The organism is Ewingella sp. CoE-038-23 (assembly GCF_040419245.1).
GTDB lineage: Bacteria > Pseudomonadota > Gammaproteobacteria > Enterobacterales > Enterobacteriaceae > Ewingella > Ewingella allii.
Genome location: NZ_JAZHOH010000001.1, coordinates 695,383 through 713,534 on the forward strand (window position 1 = coordinate 695,383; position 18,152 = coordinate 713,534).

At 54.1% G+C, this 18,152-nt stretch carries 14 protein-coding genes; 11 read left to right on the forward strand and 3 right to left on the reverse strand.

All coding sequences use genetic code 11. The annotated features are described in order from the left end of the window. Positions 1–22: 22 nt before the first annotated feature. The 4 genes from relA (at position 23) to eno (ending at position 6,519) form a co-directional block, all read left to right on the forward strand. On the forward strand, positions 23–2,266 hold the full coding sequence (gene relA, locus V2154_RS03285) for a GTP diphosphokinase (protein ID WP_353501051.1): 2,244 nt from the start codon (positions 23–25) through the stop codon (positions 2,264–2,266). Positions 2,267–2,358: 92 nt separating this feature from the next. Then, on the forward strand, positions 2,359–3,165 hold the full coding sequence (gene mazG / locus V2154_RS03290) for a nucleoside triphosphate pyrophosphohydrolase (protein WP_353501052.1): 807 nt from the start codon (positions 2,359–2,361) through the stop codon (positions 3,163–3,165). A gap of 345 nt (positions 3,166–3,510) precedes the next feature. Continuing rightward, complete coding sequence (pyrG, locus tag V2154_RS03295) at positions 3,511–5,148, forward strand: glutamine hydrolyzing CTP synthase (protein WP_034787426.1); 1,638 nt, start codon at positions 3,511–3,513, stop codon at positions 5,146–5,148. Positions 5,149–5,223: 75 nt separating this feature from the next. Beyond that, a complete protein-coding gene (eno, locus tag V2154_RS03300) occupies positions 5,224–6,519 on the forward strand; it encodes a phosphopyruvate hydratase (RefSeq protein WP_353501053.1) in 1,296 nt (431 codons plus the stop codon). 87 nt (positions 6,520–6,606) lie between these two features. Here eno and V2154_RS03305 read toward each other — a convergent pair whose 3' ends face one another. Continuing rightward, positions 6,607–7,434: a MurR/RpiR family transcriptional regulator gene (locus V2154_RS03305; protein WP_353503902.1), complete on the reverse strand. Its 828-nt coding sequence runs from the start codon at positions 7,432–7,434 to the stop codon at positions 6,607–6,609. A 177-nt stretch (positions 7,435–7,611) separates the two neighbouring features. Between V2154_RS03305 and V2154_RS03310 the strand changes: the two genes are divergently transcribed. The 3 genes from V2154_RS03310 (at position 7,612) to queE (ending at position 10,616) form a co-directional block, all read left to right on the forward strand. Continuing rightward, positions 7,612–9,165 (forward strand): PTS transporter subunit EIIC, encoded by a 1,554-nt coding sequence (locus V2154_RS03310; protein ID WP_353501054.1) that lies wholly within the window; start codon positions 7,612–7,614, stop codon positions 9,163–9,165. Beyond that, on the forward strand, positions 9,162–9,860 hold the full coding sequence (locus tag V2154_RS03315; protein WP_353501055.1) for an N-acetylmannosamine-6-phosphate 2-epimerase: 699 nt from the start codon (positions 9,162–9,164) through the stop codon (positions 9,858–9,860). Before V2154_RS03310 ends, V2154_RS03315 begins: the two co-directional genes overlap by 4 nt. Positions 9,861–9,944: 84 nt before the next feature. Continuing rightward, the gene (gene queE / locus V2154_RS03320; RefSeq protein ID WP_353503903.1) at positions 9,945–10,616 is read left to right on the forward strand and encodes a 7-carboxy-7-deazaguanine synthase QueE; all 672 of its coding nucleotides are present in this window, start codon (positions 9,945–9,947) and stop codon (positions 10,614–10,616) included. On the opposite strand, the gene queD is transcribed toward queE, so the two are convergent. Beyond that, the gene (gene queD, locus V2154_RS03325) at positions 10,613–10,972 is read right to left on the reverse strand and encodes a 6-carboxytetrahydropterin synthase QueD (protein ID WP_353501056.1); all 360 of its coding nucleotides are present in this window, start codon (positions 10,970–10,972) and stop codon (positions 10,613–10,615) included. The two genes, queE and queD, sit on opposite strands and share 4 nt — an antisense overlap. 167 nt (positions 10,973–11,139) lie before the next feature. Between queD and V2154_RS03330 the strand changes: the two genes are divergently transcribed. From V2154_RS03330 to V2154_RS03345, 4 genes are all read left to right on the forward strand, one after another. After that, positions 11,140–12,201, forward strand: coding sequence for a hypothetical protein (locus tag V2154_RS03330; protein WP_353501057.1), 1,062 nt, complete (start codon positions 11,140–11,142; stop codon positions 12,199–12,201). Between the two features lie 342 nt (positions 12,202–12,543). Next, positions 12,544–14,346 (forward strand): NADPH-dependent assimilatory sulfite reductase flavoprotein subunit, encoded by a 1,803-nt coding sequence (gene cysJ, locus V2154_RS03335; protein ID WP_353503904.1) that lies wholly within the window; start codon positions 12,544–12,546, stop codon positions 14,344–14,346. Between the two features lie 27 nt (positions 14,347–14,373). After that, positions 14,374–16,110, forward strand: a complete 1,737-nt coding sequence (gene cysI / locus V2154_RS03340) for an assimilatory sulfite reductase (NADPH) hemoprotein subunit (protein ID WP_353501058.1) — start codon at positions 14,374–14,376, stop codon at positions 16,108–16,110. Positions 16,111–16,140: 30 nt separating this feature from the next. Continuing rightward, a complete protein-coding gene (locus V2154_RS03345) occupies positions 16,141–16,872 on the forward strand; it encodes a phosphoadenylyl-sulfate reductase (RefSeq protein ID WP_034787438.1) in 732 nt (243 codons plus the stop codon). A gap of 115 nt (positions 16,873–16,987) precedes the next feature. Here the strand turns inward: V2154_RS03345 and V2154_RS03350 are convergent, their stop codons facing one another. Further along, positions 16,988–18,046, reverse strand: a complete 1,059-nt coding sequence (locus V2154_RS03350) for an aminopeptidase (RefSeq protein ID WP_353501059.1) — start codon at positions 18,044–18,046, stop codon at positions 16,988–16,990. Positions 18,047–18,152 lie beyond the last annotated feature (106 nt).

Below are 18,152 nucleotides of genomic sequence, written 5' to 3' on the forward strand. Positions count from 1 at the left end.
AGCAGAAATGTAGGGAGAGGGTATGGTTGCGGTAAGAAGTGCACATTTGAACACGGCAGGCGAGTTTGCGCTCGACGACTGGATAACCAGTTTAGGCCTTTCTAGCCAGCAGTCATGTGAGCGTTTAGCCGAAACCTGGCGCTACTGCGAACAACAGACACAAGGCCATCCGGATGCCTCGCTGCTTTTATGGCGCGGGCTGGAGATGGTCGAGATCCTCTCTACCCTGAGCATGGATAACGACAGTATGCGCGCCGCGCTGCTGTTCCCCCTGGTTGATGTTGGCATTATCGATGAAGACACGCTGACCCAGCAGTTTGGCAAAAGCATCACCGATCTGGTGCATGGCGTGCGCGATATGGACGCCATTCGCCAGCTAAAAGCCACGCAAAACGACTCCATGGCCTCCGAGCAGGTGGATAACGTTCGCCGCATGCTGCTGGCGATGGTGGAAGATTTCCGCTGCGTGGTGCTCAAGCTTGCCGAACGTATCGCTCACCTGCGCGAAGTGAAAGACGCGCCGGAAGAAGAGCGCGTGTTGGCGGCGAAAGAGTGTACCAACATCTATGCCCCGCTGGCTAACCGTCTGGGCATCGGCCAGTTAAAATGGGAGCTGGAGGATTTCTGCTTCCGTTACCTGCATCCTGACGAATACAAAAGAATCGCCAAACTGCTGCACGAGCGTCGCATCGATCGTGAGCAGTATATTGACGATTTTGTCTCCACCGTGCGCGGTGCGATGGCCGAAGAGGGCATCAAAGTTGATGTCTATGGTCGTCCGAAACACATCTACAGCATCTGGCGTAAGATGCAGAAAAAAGCGCTGTCATTTGACGAGCTGTTTGACGTCCGCGCGGTGCGTATCGTGGTCGAGCGCCTGCAAGATTGCTACGCGGCGCTGGGTATTGTTCACACCCATTTCCGCCATCTGCCTGACGAGTTTGATGACTACGTCGCTAACCCGAAACCTAACGGCTATCAGTCCATTCATACCGTGGTTCTTGGGCCGCGAGGCAAAACCCTTGAAGTGCAAATCCGTACCCGCCAGATGCATGAAGATGCCGAACTGGGCGTGGCCGCGCACTGGAAATACAAAGAGGGTACTGCCGTGGCTGGTGGCCGCAGCGGTGGCTACGAAGGCCGCATTGCCTGGCTGCGTAAACTGATTGCGTGGCAGGAAGAGATGGCCGATTCGGGCGAAATGCTTGATGAAGTGCGCAGTCAGGTGTTTGACGATCGCGTCTACGTGTTTACCCCAAAAGGCGACGTCATTGACTTGCCGATGGGCTCCACGCCGCTCGACTTCGCTTATCACATCCACAGCGATGTCGGTCACCGCTGTATCGGGGCCAAGATTGGCGGGCGCATCGTGCCGTTCACCTATCAGCTGCAAATGGGCGATCAGATTGAGATCATCACCCAGAAGCACCCGAACCCAAGCCGCGATTGGCTGAATCCGAACCTCGGCTATGTCACCACCAGCCGTGGGCGGTCGAAGATCCACAACTGGTTCCGCAAGCAGGATCGCGACAAAAACATTATTGCCGGCAAACAGATCCTCGATGACGAGCTGGACAGGCTGGATATCAGCATCAAAGATGCCGAGAAACTGCTGCTGCCGCGCTACAACGTCAACTCGCTGGATGAAGTGCTGGCGGCCATCGGTAACGGCGATATTCGCCTGAACCAGATGGTTAACTTCCTGCAATCTCAGTTGAAAAAGCCGAGTGCGGAAGAGTTAGACAAAGAGGCGCTGCGCCAGTTGACGCAGAAAACCTCTGCGCCGCCGCCGCGCAGCACTGGCAAGGACAATGGTCGCGTGGTGGTGGAAGGCGTGGGTAATCTGATGCACCACATCGCGCGCTGCTGCCAGCCGATTCCGGGCGATGAGATTGTGGGTTATATCACTCAGGGTCGTGGGATTTCGATTCACCGCGCCGACTGTGACCAGTTGGAAGACCTGCGCCAGAATGCGCCGGAGCGCGTGGTTGACGCCGTGTGGGGCGAAAGTTATTCCAGCGGTTACTCGCTGGTGGTCCGCGTGGTCGCCAATGACCGCAGCGGCCTGCTGCGCGACATCACCACCATTCTTGCCAACGAGAAGGTTAACGTGCTCGGCGTTGCCAGCCGTAGCGACACCAAGCAGCAGCTGGCGACTATCGATATGGACATCGAAATCTACAACCCGCAGGTGCTGGGGCGCGTAATAGCCAAGCTCAACCAACTGCCGGATGTGATTGACGCCAAGCGCCTTCACGGCAACTAAGCATTGTGATTTTACTGGCCCGCTTGTCGGGCCTTTATTTTTACGGCTGGCGCTCAGACGCCCGCCGCTCAATAAGAAACGGACAGCCCGCCATGACAGAATCAGCCCTGCAACGTTTGCTCACCATCATGAAAACCCTGCGCGACCCGATTGCCGGATGCCCTTGGGACAAGGAGCAGACCTTTGAAACTATCGCACCTTACACTCTAGAAGAGGCTTACGAAGTGCTCGACGCTATCGCTCGCAAAGACTATGACGACGTGCGCGACGAGCTGGGCGACTTACTCTTCCAAGTGGTGTTTTATGCCCAGATGGGCAGCGAGCAGGGGCTGTTTGCCTTCGACGATATCTGCAATGCCATCTCCGACAAGCTCGAGCGCCGTCATCCTCACGTTTTCGCTAATGCCGGCAGCCCGCAAAAGGAGAAGAGCAGTCAGGATGTGTTAGCGAAATGGGAAGCGCGCAAGTCGCTGGAAAGAGCCGAGAAGTCGCTGCATTCCGCGCTCGATGATATTCCACAGGCTTTGCCTGCCCTGATGCGGGCGCACAAAATCCAGAAGCGCTGCGCCAATGTCGGCTTCGACTGGACCACCCTCGGCCCGGTGCTGGACAAAGTCTACGAAGAGATAGACGAAGTGATGCACGAAGCGCAACAGGCGGTTATCGATGAAGAGAAGCTGGGCGAGGAGATTGGCGACCTGCTGTTTGCTACCGTGAACCTGTCGCGCCATCTGGGACATAAGGCCGAAGATGCATTACAGGCCGCCAACCGTAAGTTTGAGCGCCGCTTCCGTCAGGTCGAGCAGATTATTCGTGAGCAAGGCTTAACCATGCAGGGCGCAACCTTGGACCAAATGGAAGAGGCATGGCAGCAAGTTAAGCAGGGCGAGGCGCACTGACGTCCGCTCGGACTTTGATCGGCGACAATATCTGTCAGTGCTGAAACGGTTAAGCTCAAACTTAGTCAACCAAGTATTGTTTGGCCTGAGAGAGCAAAGTCCAACAAATTGAAATCTAAGAGATTTTATTGGGCTACGGCAGCAAGTTAGCGAATCACAATGGTTAACTTGTTGTTTTTAAAAGAATCAGAGGCAGGGGCTTGAAGAGTTAACTCTTCTGAACTGAGGCGAAGAAAACGATGATAAACAGCAAAACCTTTATTTGTGGCGCGCACAAGGTTCCGGTATATTGTTTTCCCGTCTTGGTTATTCCATCGTCTTTAAACCTAACCTCTCAGGTTCAGCATGACAACTAATTATATTTTTGTGACCGGCGGGGTCGTATCCTCTCTGGGTAAAGGCATTGCCGCAGCCTCTCTGGCGGCTATTCTCGAAGCCCGTGGCCTCAACGTGACCATCATGAAACTGGACCCGTATATCAACGTGGATCCGGGCACCATGAGCCCAACTCAGCACGGCGAAGTGTTCGTCACCGAAGACGGCGCTGAAACGGATCTCGATTTAGGTCACTACGAGCGCTTCATCCGCACCAAAATGACTCGTCGCAACAACTTCACCACGGGGCGCATCTACTCTGACGTACTGCGCAAAGAACGCCGTGGCGACTATTTGGGCGCGACCATTCAGGTAATCCCACACATCACCAACAACATTAAAGAACGTATCATCGAAGGCGGCGAAGGCCATGATGTGGTTCTGGTTGAAATTGGCGGTACCGTTGGCGATATCGAATCTCTGCCATTCCTGGAAGCTATTCGCCAGATGGCGGTAGAAGTCGGCCGTGAGCACACGCTGTACATGCACCTGACTCTGGTTCCGTACATGGCAGCCGCCGGCGAAGTGAAAACCAAACCAACCCAGCACTCTGTTAAAGAACTGCTGTCGATTGGTATTCAGCCAGACGTGCTGATCTGCCGTTCAGACCGTGCCGTACCGGCCAACGAACGCGCGAAAATCGCCTTGTTCTGTAACGTGCCAGAAAAAGCGGTTATTTCACTTAAAGACGTTGATTCCATTTATAAAATCCCAGCCCTATTGAAATCTCAGGGTCTGGACGACTATATTTGTAAACGATTCAGCTTGACCCCGCCTGAAGCTAACCTGTCCGAATGGGAGCAGGTAGTGTATGAAGAAGCGAACCCAGGTGGCGAAGTGACCATCGGGATGGTGGGTAAATACGTTGAGCTGCCAGATGCTTATAAGTCTGTTATCGAAGCGCTCAAGCACGGCGGGCTGAAAAATCGTCTGACCGTCAACATCAAACTTATCGACTCACAAGATGTCGAAACGCGTGGTGTAGAAATTCTGAAAGGGTTGGACGCTATCCTGATCCCTGGTGGCTTCGGTTACCGTGGTGTGGAAGGGAAAGTGATGACCGCCCAATATGCGCGCGAAAACAACATCCCTTACCTGGGTATTTGTTTAGGTATGCAGGTCGCGTTGATGGAGTTTGCCCGCCACGTTGTTGGCATGGAAAACGCCAACTCAACCGAATTTGTGCCAGACTGTAAGTTCCCGGTTGTGGCATTGATTACCGAATGGCGTGATGAGAACGGCAATGTAGAAGTCCGTTCTGAAGAGAGTGATTTAGGCGGCACCATGCGTGTCGGTGGGCAACAATGCCACCTGACTGACGGTAGCCTGGTTCGCGAGATGTACGGCGAGCCGACGATTGTAGAACGTCATCGTCACCGTTACGAAGTAAACAACATGCTGCTCAAACAGATCGAAGCCGCGGGTTTACGCGTTGCAGGACGCTCTGGCGACAAGCAACTGGTGGAAATTATCGAGCTGCCAAACCACCCATGGTTTGTGGCTTGCCAGTTCCACCCGGAATTTACGTCAACGCCGCGTGATGGTCATCCGTTGTTTGCAGGCTTTGTTAAAGCTGCCGGTGAGTATCAGAAGCGTCAGGTAAAATAAATATAGGAGAAACAGCGTGCCATTTGGCACGTTGTTTGTCTGAAGCTTTAGTTAACTTGTACTGAGGAAATCCTAATGTCCAAAATCGTTAAAGTGATCGGTCGTGAAATCATCGACTCCCGTGGTAACCCTACTGTAGAAGCTGAAGTTCATCTGGAAGGCGGTTTCGTAGGTTTGGCAGCGGCTCCATCAGGCGCATCTACTGGTTCTCGCGAAGCGCTGGAACTGCGTGACGGTGATAAATCACGTTACCTGGGCAAAGGCGTTACTAAAGCCGTTGCTGCAGTAAATGGCCCAATCGCTGACGCTGTTAAAGGCAAAGACGCGAAAGACCAGGCTAACATCGACAAGATCATGATCGATCTCGACGGTACTGAGAACAAATCTAAGTTCGGTGCTAACGCGATTCTGGCTGTTTCCCTTGCTGCGGCTAAAGCTGCTGCTGCCTCTAAAGGCATGCCGCTGTACGCGCACATCGCTGAACTGAACGGCACCCCAGGCAAATACTCTATGCCTCTGCCAATGATGAACATCATCAACGGTGGCGAGCATGCTGATAACAACGTTGATATCCAAGAGTTCATGATCCAGCCTGTTGGCGCGAAAACCCTGAAAGAAGCCATCCGTATGGGTTCTGAAGTTTTCCACACTCTGGCTAAAGTTCTGAAATCTAAAGGCATGGGTACTGCTGTTGGTGACGAAGGTGGCTACGCGCCAAACCTGGGTTCTAACGCTGAAGCTCTGGCTGTTATCGCTGAAGCTGTTAAACAAGCGGGCTACGAGCTGGGCAAAGACATCACTCTGGCGATGGACTGTGCTGCGTCTGAATTCTACAAAGACGGCAAATACGTTCTGGCTGGCGAAGGCAACAAAGCTTTCACTTCTGAAGAGTTCACTCACTTCCTGGAAGACCTGACTAAACAGTACCCAATCGTTTCTATCGAAGACGGTTTGGACGAGTCTGATTGGGATGGCTTTGCTTACCAGACTAAAGTTCTGGGCGACAAAATCCAGTTGGTTGGTGACGATCTGTTCGTAACTAACACCAAGATCCTGAAAGAAGGTATCGAAAAAGGTATCGCTAACTCCATCTTGATCAAATTCAACCAGATCGGTTCTCTGACCGAAACTCTGGCAGCGATCAAAATGGCGAAAGATGCTGGCTACACTGCAGTTATCTCTCACCGTTCAGGCGAAACTGAAGACGCTACCATCGCTGACCTGGCTGTTGGTACTGCTGCAGGCCAGATCAAAACGGGCTCTATGAGCCGTTCTGACCGTGTTGCTAAATACAACCAGCTGATTCGTATCGAAGAAGCGCTGGGTGATGCAGCACCGTTCAACGGTCTGAAAGAAGTTAAAGGCCAGTAATTACTGCGCTTTATAACACTTTCCTAAAAACCCGCTTCGGCGGGTTTTTTTATGCCTAAAACAGATGAAATCTCGCCATGCAGAATGCTAGAGCAAGAGAGAAAGCGTCGCGCTGGCGCTTTGTTGGCTCGCTTGAAGGTAATCAGGAGAGAGGGTTAGCAGCTGATTTATCAGCAGTTCTACCAGCAGCATTCCGCCGATTTTCGAGGTCAGCAAACCCGCCGTCAAAGGCCCTTCAGGTTTAGCGGCCACCAGCAAAGTATCAGCCAGAGAAGAGAGCGGGCTGCGTAGCGTGTTGCTGATACCAATCACTTTGGTGCCCTGGCGCTTAGCCAGTTCAGCGGCATGGAGCACGTCTTTGGTAGAACCGGAGCTGGAAATCACGACCACAATGTCTTGTTTATCCAAACTCACCGCATTCATTGCCGCGCGATGCATATCGGAGAAGCACTGCGATGCTTTGCCTAAGCGCAGCAGCTTGTAGCCCAAATAATCCGCCACGATCGCGCTGGCAGCCACGCCATAAATTTGTACGGATCGGGCGTTATGAATGTCTAACGCGGTATCAACCAGAGTTTGCCGATCGAGTAATTTCCCCGTATCTCGCAGCGCGGTAATGCTGTCGTCAATGACCAACTGCACTTCATCATCCCCGTCAGTGGCCTGACGAGCTTGGCTTTGGCGAGTTTCCAGAGCAAGACCCATCTTGAATTCTGTAAAGCCTTTACAACCTAGCTGGCGGCAAAGTCGGGTGACGCTGGCCTCGCTGGTATCACTCTCGCGCGCCAATTCGGTAATGGTCAGATAAAGCACTCTTTCAGGCTGCTCGAGCACAAAGTTGCCGAGCTTATGCAGTGTCGGGCTGTAATTCTCCAACCCTTGGCGCAATCGCAGTAATAGCGTGCCCGTTTCCATGGTCTGACTCACTCGGCTCTCCTCTGATTAATTGACCTCTCTAGTTTGGCTGATGTGACGCAGTTAACGCCAGAAGAATTCCATATGGATAACTCGCCTTATTTGGTGGTAATTATTTTTATATAAATATAATGTGGTGAAAATAATTACCAAAACAACCTAACGCGGAGTTATCTCATGTCGATCTTCAATGGTTCAGGCGGTGGAACTTGGTTTGAAAGGGCGCAGAAATTTGGCAAGTCTTTCATGTTGCCTATCGCGATTTTGCCAGCGGCGGGTTTGCTGTTGGGGATTGGCGGGGCGCTCTCGAACCCCAATACCCTGACGGCATACCCGTTTCTGAATATTCCGGCGCTACAGGCCATCTTTACCGTGATGGCCAGCGCGGGTTCGATTGTTTTTGCCAATCTTGCGGTGCTGTTTGCCGTCGGAGTCGCGGTTGGGCTGGCGCGAAGTGACAAGGGAACCGCAGGGCTATCCGCGCTGCTCGGCTATTTAGTCATGAACGCTACTATTAATGCCATTTTGATCCTCAAGGGGCAGTTGGCGGCCAGCAATCTCAGTGCGTCGGGGCAGGGAATGGCGTTGGGCATACAGACTCTGGAAACGGGCGTTTTTGGCGGCGTGGTGATTGGATTAGTCACCTGGCTGCTGCATAGCCGCTATAACAAAATTCAACTGCCGCAATTCCTCGGATTTTTCGGCGGCTCGCGCTTTGTGCCTATTATTACTTCGGTGGCGGCAATTGTTGTCGGGGCGCTGATGTTCTTCATCTGGCCTCATTTCCAAAAAGTAATTTTTGGCATGGGCGGGCTGGTGGATGCCACGGGGTATTTGGGCACCTTTATCTACGGTTTTGTCTTGCGCATGCTCGGGCCTTTCGGCCTGCATCATATCTTTTATCTGCCTTTTTGGACCACAGCACTGGGCGGCAGTGAGGTGGTAAACGGGCATCTGGTGGAGGGAACCCAGCGTATCTTCTTTGCCCAGTTGGCCGATCCTTCAACTCAGCATTTTTACGTCGGCACGTCGCGTTTTATGTCCGGGCGTTTCATTACCATGATGTTTGGTCTGGTGGGGGCCTGTCTGGCGATGTACCACACCGCGCGGCCTGAAAATAAAAAGAAAGTGGCCGGTCTGCTGCTTTCTGCGGCGCTAACTTCTTTCCTCACCGGTATCACTGAGCCGATTGAATTCTCATTCCTGTTTGTCGCGCCGATGCTGTACGTGCTGCACGCGGTGTTTGACGGGCTGGCTTTCATGATTGCCCATATTCTGCATATCACCATTGGTCAGACATTCTCTGGTGGCTTCATCGACTTCCTCCTTTTCGGGGTTCTACAGGGCGAAGGCAAAACCAATTGGATGTACGTGCCATTGGTGGGTGTGCCTTGGTTTGCTCTCTACTACTTCTCTTTCCGCTATCTGATCACCCGTTTCAACTTTAAAACGCCAGGTCGAGATGACGCGGAAGTAGAACAAGCCAGCATCACCACCGACCGTGCCGGGCTGATCATTGAAGCATTGGGCGGTGCTAGCAATATTGCCGAGCTGGACTGCTGCGCAACACGTCTGCGGATAAGCGTGCATCAGGCCAACATGGTGAATGAAAGCCAGTTGAAGTCGAGTGGCGCGAGGGCGGTACTGATTCGTGGGAATGGGATTCAGGTCATTTATGGGCCACATGTCACGGTGATTAAAAACGAAATTGAGGAGATGTTGGGAGTATGAATCAGTCAATGTTAGCGGCCATAAAAGGAAAACTGGTGGTGTCCTGTCAGGCACTGGACGATGAACCCTTACACAGCGATTTCATCATGAGCCGCATGGCGCTGGCCGCCATGCAGGGCGGGGCTGCGGGGATCCGCGCCAATAGTGTTGTAGATGTGCAGGCGATTCGCGCCACCGTGACTCTGCCGGTCATTGGCATTATCAAGCGCGATTATCCCGACAGCGAAGTCTATATCACCGCCACAATGCAAGAGGTTGACGAGCTGATGACCGCAGGTCCGCAAATGATCGCGCTCGATGCCACCTTGCATCGACGTCCGGGGGAGTTGCAGTTGGCGGCCTTAGTGCAACAGATTCGGCAGAAATATCCCTCTTTGTTGCTGATGGCCGACATCGCTAGCGTCGAAGAGGCGGTCAATGCTGAGGCCTTAGGCTTTGACTGCATTGGCACCACTTTACACGGGTATACCCCGGAAACCGCGGGCTGCAAGCTGTGGCAAGATGACTTCGCCTTTTTGCGCCAGGTGCTCTCACAGTGCGGCGCTCCGGTCATCGCCGAAGGCAATGTGGACACGCCTGAAATGGCCGCGCGCTGCCTGACACTGGGGGCGCATTCCGTGGTTGTGGGCGGTGCCATCACCCGGCCTCAACAGATCACTCAACGCTTCACCGAGGCCATCAATCACCTTTACTGACAAATCTGCTTGGGTCGAAGTTTGGAACAGCGTGCACTATCTGTGATAATGCGCGCTGATTTTTTAGAGATGATTGAGAAAACCATGCAGTACCCGATTAATGAAATGTTCGAAACCCTGCAAGGGGAAGGTTATTTTACCGGCGTGCCGGCTATCTTTATTCGCCTGCAGGGCTGCCCGGTGGGCTGTAGCTGGTGCGACACCAAACATACCTGGGACAAAATCGCCGATCGGGAAGTCGACGTACAACGCATTTTGGTGAAGACCGAAGAGAGTGACGCCTGGGGTAACGCCACGGCAGAGCAACTGCACGAGATTATTCTTCAGCAGGGCTATACGGCGCGTCACGTGGTGATCACCGGCGGAGAGCCGTGCATTTACGATTTAATGCCGCTCACCACGCTGCTGGAAAAAAATGGTTTTAGCTGCCAGATAGAAACCAGCGGGACCCATGAGGTGCGCTGCTCGGTGAATACTTGGGTGACGGTGTCGCCAAAGGTGAACATGCGCGGCGGCTATGACATTCTGCCGCAGGCCTTGAAACGGGCTGATGAAGTGAAGCATCCGGTGGCGCGTCAGCGCGATATCGATGCCTTGGAAGCGTTACTGGCGACATTGACTGACGAAAAAGCGCGAATCATCGCTTTGCAGCCAATCAGTCAGAAAGAAGAAGCCACCAAATTGTGCATTGCGACCTGCATTGCAAAAAATTGGCGGCTGTCGATGCAGACCCACAAATACCTAAATATCGCTTAGCCTTTATAGACGCAGCCCGCGGTGCAAGTCTCTTTGACGCGTACGGCGGAAAGCAGGGGCAGCTTAGGCTTCATCTCATTCCAGATCCACTCGGCCAGCACTTCACTGGTCGGGTTCTCTAAGCCCGGAATATCGTTGAGATTATAGTGGTCGAGACGGTCCAATGTCGGGGCGAAAGCCGCTTTTAAATCAGCAAAATCCATTACCCAACCCGTATGCGGATCCACTTCACCGGTGATTTCTAATCTTACCGAGAAAGAGTGCCCGTGCAGGCGGCCGCATTTGTGGCCTGCTGGAACGTGAGGTAAATGGTGCGCGGCTTCGAACTGAAAATCTTTAAAGAGTGTGGTGGTCATGGTGCTGTCTCGTTGCTCAAAAAACGCGGCATAGTAACGGAAATCCGGCGTTCGCGCCACGAAATCCACGGTACATAGCTGTACAAGGCGTTACCAACCACTGCTTTACTCAGCCTGATTTACTGACTTAAAGTGGCAGCAGTGAGACTAACCTATTGAGTGTTTGCATGATTACTGTGCTGCGTTTGGCCATATTGTCGGTGCTATTCACGGCGAGCGTCGGTGCGGAAACGCTCCCCCAGCCAGCCGCGCCTGCTTCCACCGATGCCAAGTCTACGGACTCAAAGCCTGCGGAATCTGAGGCTGCTGGCCCTAAGCCTGCTGACATCAAACCTGCTCAAACTGAGCCGAAAACCGCCAAGCCTGCCGTTGCTGCTAAACCTGTTGCCCTGACCTTCCCGACGGGCGCGGGCAGTTTACATATTCTGGTGGCGCAGGGGAAAAAGACGCTGGACGTTTTCACCTATCAACCCGAGGGTGCTGATGCCACAACGCCTATCGTGATGGTGATGACTGAAGGCGATCGTAACGCCGTCAATGCGCGCAATGAATGGATCACCATGGCGAACCAGTACCATTTGCGCGTGGTGGTGCCAAAGTTCAGCGAGCAGGACTTCCCGGGCGCGGCGGGTTATAACCTTGGCAATCTGGTTGATCCCAAAACCCATCGCAAGCTGCCCGCGTCACAATGGACTTTCACGCTGGTAGATTCGCTGTTCAGCCAGTTGCAGAAGCAGGGCGTCACCAGCCAGTCGCAGTTCTACCTTTTCGGCAACAGCGCCGGATGCCAAGTTGTTCACCGCATGCTGACATTATTGCCGCAGCCGCAAGTGAAAGCCGCCGTCTGTGCCGCGCCGACGTGGTGGACCTTGCCGGATACCGACCAGCGCTGGCCTTATGGCCTGCGCGAGTCGCCGGTGAGCGTCAACCAGCAGCAGCTCGCCAGCTATTTTGCCAAGCCGATGCTGATTGCCGTCGGCAGTGAAGATGATAATCCTGAAACGCGCGCGCAGCGTTTGTCCAAGCAGGTGATGGCACAGGGGAGTAACCGCCTTGACCGCGCCGAGAGCTATTTCACCACCTCACAGCAGCGCGCCGAGCAGAACAACACGCCGTTTAACTGGCACTTTGTCGATTTGCCGGACACCGGCCACAGCAGCAGTAAAATGTCGGTCTTTGCCGCAGGGCAGTTCGCCTGGTTCGAAGAACATGGCCAGTTCCATCTATAAAACCTGCTGCTAATAAAGTATTTTCACCCCGCTCCGGCGGGGTTTTTCTTTATATAACAAACTGTTTTGCCTAGTCGGATAAATGTCTGCCGATTTTCATAGCTATTTCAGTAAGATAAAAAATCATTACTTACCACTTTTAGTGGTTATGGCTATCTCTAAAACCACTTAGTCATTTTGGTTATTTAATATTTCCATCACTTCTTTAATTGTTATCATCAGCCTCGTTAACCTTACAAACTGCAGCCTCCGTCGCTTTTCTACGTGGGGTGATTTACGGTCTTTCTTGTGCACGAAGGCCGGATTGATGACTGGCTTATGCATAAGGGAATTCGTACCGCGATGACGACTCAGGCTCCTCCAACTTCTATCTTGCCTCTTTCTCCAGAGCAACTGGCTAAGCTCCAGTCTGCCATTGGTGAATACTCACCAACGCAGCTGGCATGGCTATCTGGCTATTTCTGGGGAATGGTGAATCAACAGCCGGGCGCTGTTCCGGCAGCAGCACCTGCGCCCGCCGCGGCCGCTGTTACCCTGATTTCCGCTTCCCAGACCGGCAATGCCCGTCGTTTGGCCGAGCAGGTGCGCGATGACCTGATCGCCGCAAAACTGAACGTCAATCTGGTTAACGCCGGTGATTACAAGTTCAAACAAATCGGTCAGGAAAAATTGCTGCTAATTGTTGCCTCCACTCAGGGGGAAGGTGAGCAGGCCGAAGAGGCCGTCGCCTTGCATAAATTCCTGCAATCGAAGAAAGCGCCACAGATGAAAGATACGGCGTTTGCCGTGTTTGCGCTGGGCGACACTTCCTACGAATTCTTCTGTCAGGCCGGTAAAGATTTTGATAACCGCCTTGGCGAGCTGGGCGCAGAGCGCCTGTTAGATCGCGTGGACGCTGACGTTGAATATCAGGCCCAGGCCGAAGAGTGGCGCAAACGCATTGTTGAAGTGCTGAAACAGCGCGTTCCCGCAGAGGCGACGGCGCAGCCCGCCGCGACTCTGGCTGGCGCGGTCAACCAAGTTGACAGCAGCCCCTATACTAAAGAAGAGCCACTGACCGCTTTGCTGTCGGTAAACCAGAAAATTACCGGGCGCAATTCGGATAAAGACGTGCGCCATATCGAGATTGATCTGGGTGATTCGGGCCTGCGCTACCAGCCGGGCGACGCCTTAGGTATCTGGTTCGAAAACGATCCGGCCTTGGTCAAAGAAGTGGTTGAACTGCTCTGGCTGAAAGGAGATGAGTCGGTTGAAGTTAACGGCAAAACGCTAGCGCTGAGCGAAGCGTTGCAGCATCACATCGAGCTGACCCAAAACACCACGCCCATCGTCGAGAAATACGCCGCAGCGTGCCGTGATGAGCAGCTGAATGCGCTGCTAGCCGACAAGCACGCCTTGCAGCAGTTCGCGCAAAACACGCCGTTCGTCGACATGGTGCGTCAGGCGCCGACCGAGCTGGATGCCCAGCAGTTGGTTGATTTGCTGCGCCCGCTGACGCCGCGCCTCTACTCCATCGCCTCCTCTCAGGCCGAGAATGAGTCCGAAGTGCATATCACCGTCGGCGCCGTGCGCTACGAAATCGACGGCCGCGCCCGCACCGGCGGTGCATCGGGCTATCTGGCTGACCGTCTGCAAGAAGATGGTGAAGTTCGCGTATTCATCGAGCATAACGACAATTTCCGCCTGCCAGCTAACCCGGATGCGCCAGTGATTATGATTGGCCCGGGCACCGGCATCGCGCCATTCCGCGCCTTTATGCAGCAGCGCGAAAACGACGGCGCCGGGGGTAAAAACTGGCTGTTCTTCGGCAACCCGCACTTCACCGAGGACTTCCTATATCAGGTTGAATGGCAGCGCTACGTCAAAGACGGCTTACTGACCCACATTTCTCTGGCTTGGTCGCGCGATCAGGCTGAAAAGGTCTACGTTCAAGACAAGCTGCGCGAAAACGCCGCCGAAGTCTGGCGCTGGCTGCAAGAGGGCGCGCACGTCTATGTCTGCGGCGATGCCAACCGTATGGCGAAAGACGTCGAGCAAGCGCTGTTGGAAATTATCTCCCAGCAGGGGTCGATGGACCTGGAAACCGCCGACGAATTTTTAAGTGAATTGCGTATGGACCGCCGTTATCAGCGCGACGTCTACTAATAAAATTTAAGCAATGAGTGAGCACTTATGAGCAATAAGTTGTGGAGTGAACAGAATCCCGGTCCTGGCCCGTTAATCGTTGATGCGCCGCTGGTTGATGCTGAACGTCTTAAAAAGGAAAGCAATTTCCTGCGCGGAACCATTACTGAAGATTTGCAAGATGGCCTGACCGGCGGCTTCAACGGCGACAACTTCCTGTTGATCCGCTTCCACGGCATGTACCAGCAGGATGACCGCGATATCCGTGCCGAACGCGCCGAGCAGAAGCTGGAGCCGCGCCACGCGATGATGCTGCGCTGCCGCCTGCCGGGCGGCGTGATGACGCCAGACCAGTGGCTGGGCATTGATAAATTCGCTGAAGAGAGCACGCTGTACGGCAGTATTCGTATTACTAACCGTCAAACTTTCCAGTTCCACGGTATCCTCAAACCTAACGTAAAACCGGTTCACCAGCTGCTGAATAAGCTAGGTCTGGACGCGCTGGCGACCGCCAACGACGTTAACCGCAACGTGCTGTGTACCTCGAACCCGGTGGAGTCAGAGCTGCATCAGGAAGCCTACCAGTGGGCGAAGAAGATCTCCGAACACCTGCTGCCGCGCACCCGCGCTTACGCCGAGGTGTGGCTGGATCAAGAGAAAGTCGAAACCACGGATGAAGAGCCGATCCTTGGCCCAACCTATCTGCCGCGTAAATTCAAAACTACGGTGGTGATCCCGCCGCAAAACGATGTCGATCTTCACGCCAATGATCTGAACTTCGTGGCGATCGCCGATAACGGCAAGCTGGTTGGCTTCAACGTGCTGGTCGGCGGCGGCCTGTCTATCGCCCACGGCGACAAGGCAACTTACGCCCGCACCGCCAGCGAACTGGGCTTTATTCCGCTGGATAAAACCTTGGCCGTGGCCGAAGCGGTAGTGACCACGCAGCGCGACTGGGGCAACCGTACCAACCGTAAAAATGCTAAAACCAAATACACCCTTGAGCGCGTTGGCGTGGAAGTGTTCCGCGACGAAGTGGCCAAGCGCGCAGGGATCGAATTCGAAGCGGTTCGCCCTTATGAATTCACCGGACGCGGCGATCGCATCGGCTGGGTGAAGGGGATCGACAAGCAGTGGCACCTGACACTGTTTATCGAAAACGGCCGTATTCTGGATTATCCGGGCAAGCCGCTAAAAACCGGTCTGGCAGAAATCGCTAAGATCCACAAAGGGGATTTCAGGCTTACTGCTAACCAGAACCTGATCGTCGCCGGTGTCTCGGAAAAAGATAAAGACGCGATCGAAACGCTGGCCCGCAACCATGGCCTGATCGACGACAGCGTCACCGAGCAGCGCAAAAACTCCATGGCCTGCGTCTCATATCCGACCTGTCCGCTGGCGATGGCCGAAGCCGAACGCTTCTTGCCAGAGTTTGTCACCAAAGTGGAAGGCATCATGCACCAGCATGGGGTGGGCAAAGAGCACATTGTCCTGCGTGTGACGGGTTGCCCTAACGGCTGCGGCCGTGCGCTGCTGGCTGAAATCGGTTTGGTGGGTAAAGCCATGAACCGTTACAACCTGCACCTTGGCGGTAACCGTGAAGGGACGCGTATTCCAAGAATGTATCGGGAGAACATCTCTGATACTGACATTCTGGCGATTATCGACGAGCTGGTCGGCCGCTGGGCGAAAGAGCGTGAAAACGATGAAGGCTTTGGTGATTACGTGATCCGCGCTGGGATTATTCGCCCAGTGCTGGATCCGGCCCGCGACTTCTACGACTAACGCTGCTGTAACGTGAAGAATGGAGAGTTTATGAGTTTGCTCACTCTTGCTGAACTGAATGAAATGCCGAAATCAGGTCAGGCCCTGGCATTGGCGGAAACCAATGCCCAGCTTGAAAAACTGTCGGCACAGGATCGTGTCATCTGGGCACTAGAGAATTTGCCGGGCGAATTCGCGCTCTCCTCAAGTTTTGGCATTCAGGCTGCGGTCTGTTTGCATCTGGTGACTCGCCAGCAGGCGGATATCCCGGTGATCCTCACTGACACCGGCTACCTGTTCCCCGAGACTTACCAGTTCATCGATCAACTCACCGAACAGTTGAAGCTGAACTTGCAAGTGTTCCGCGCAGCCGAAAGCCCGGCGTGGCAAGAAGCGCGTTATGGCAAGCTTTGGGAGCAGGGCGTCGAAGGCATTGAGCGTTACAACAACATCAATAAAGTGGAGCCGATGAACCGCGCTCTGGCGACATTGGGCGCGCAAACCTGGTTTGCCGGCCTGCGCCGCGAGCAGTCCGGCAGCCGTGCGAATCTGCCGGTGTTAGCCGTGCAGCGCGGCGTATTCAAGATCTTGCCAATTATTGATTGGGACAACCGCCAAGTGTTCCAGTACCTCAAAGAGCACGGCCTCAGTTATCACCCGCTGTGGGATCAGGGCTACCTGTCGGTTGGCGATACCCACACTACCAAGAAGTGGGAAGAGGGCATGAGCGAAGAGGAAACCCGTTTCTTTGGGCTTAAACGCGAGTGCGGCTTACACGAATAAATCCCTGTCATACTTCGAGCCAGAGGTGCGTCGGCTTGCCGCGTTACTTGGCCTATTTCCAGCCAAGCCCCTAAGGGGGCCGCTGCAAGCAGATTTGTCCTCTGACTCGAATTATTTAAGGGATGGCGTTACCGCCTTGTAAAGCATCAGCCGGTTTTGCCAGCTCTTTCAGCAGCGGCAGTAAAATTCTCACGCTATCTTTCGAGCGTTTGTCTATCCGGCCTGGCAGGACGCGGTCGAGATACTGTAAGTTATCCAACTGGCCCTGATGGCGCGACGTGCCCTGCGGGAAATGCGCGCTGATTGCCCGCTGCTGCTGGCCGTCTTTCTTGCCCAACGCATAATCCGTGGCCGTCACCATCAATAATGGAATATGCGCGTCGTCCAGCGCCTGCATGCCATTACAGCAATCCTTTCCACTGTATGCCTCGGCGGCGATACCTGCGTGACGCGCCAGCGCCACGGCGCGGTCGCGTGTCAGCTTAGTGACGGCCTGAGAGGTATTTTTGCCACTCTTGAAGTAGAGCTTATCGCCAACAATCAGCGAATCGAGATTGACCACCAGCAGGGTGTTTAACTTCTCCTCCGGCGACATGCGCAGCACATAGTCTGCGGCACCCTGTGCGCCCGTCTCTTCGGCACTAAGCGCCACGAAGCGCAAGCTGTAGTGGGTTGGCTCCTTACTGAGTCGTTCGGCCAGCTCCAGCATCACACCTACGCCTGACGCATTATCATCAACCCCCTGCAGGGTAAGACCGCCCAAATTATGGTCGGAGTCGGCGTCGCTTTGTGGCAAATAAGTATCAAAGTGCGCCATCACGACAATCTGCTGAGGCACGATACCGGCGCGGGCGGCGATCACGGAGGTCGAATGCACATCATGCCAGCTCTGCTTGCCATCCCGGCTGGTGTAGAGATAACGCGTATCAAAGCCGCGAAGATCACTCTGATAGCCGAGTTTGGCAAAATACTGTTGCAGGTAATCTGCGGCGATTAACTCCGCCGGACTACCGGCCATGCGGCCCGGAAAATAGGTGGCGATATGGCGAGTTTGTTCGGCAGCAATTTTACCGAGGGCGGGCGCGGCAACCTGCTGCACGGCCGCGTGCGTAAAACCGGCACAGCCCAGGCCAAAGGCCAGTAGCGCCAGTTTCATGCGAGAAAGGGATAGCATGGACAAAAAATCCTTATTCGTGGGTCAAAGACCGGAAAGCTTTCAATCGGGCAGGCCGCGTTATGCGGTCATTATTGCGCAATAGTATGCGATTGTGACGGCAATT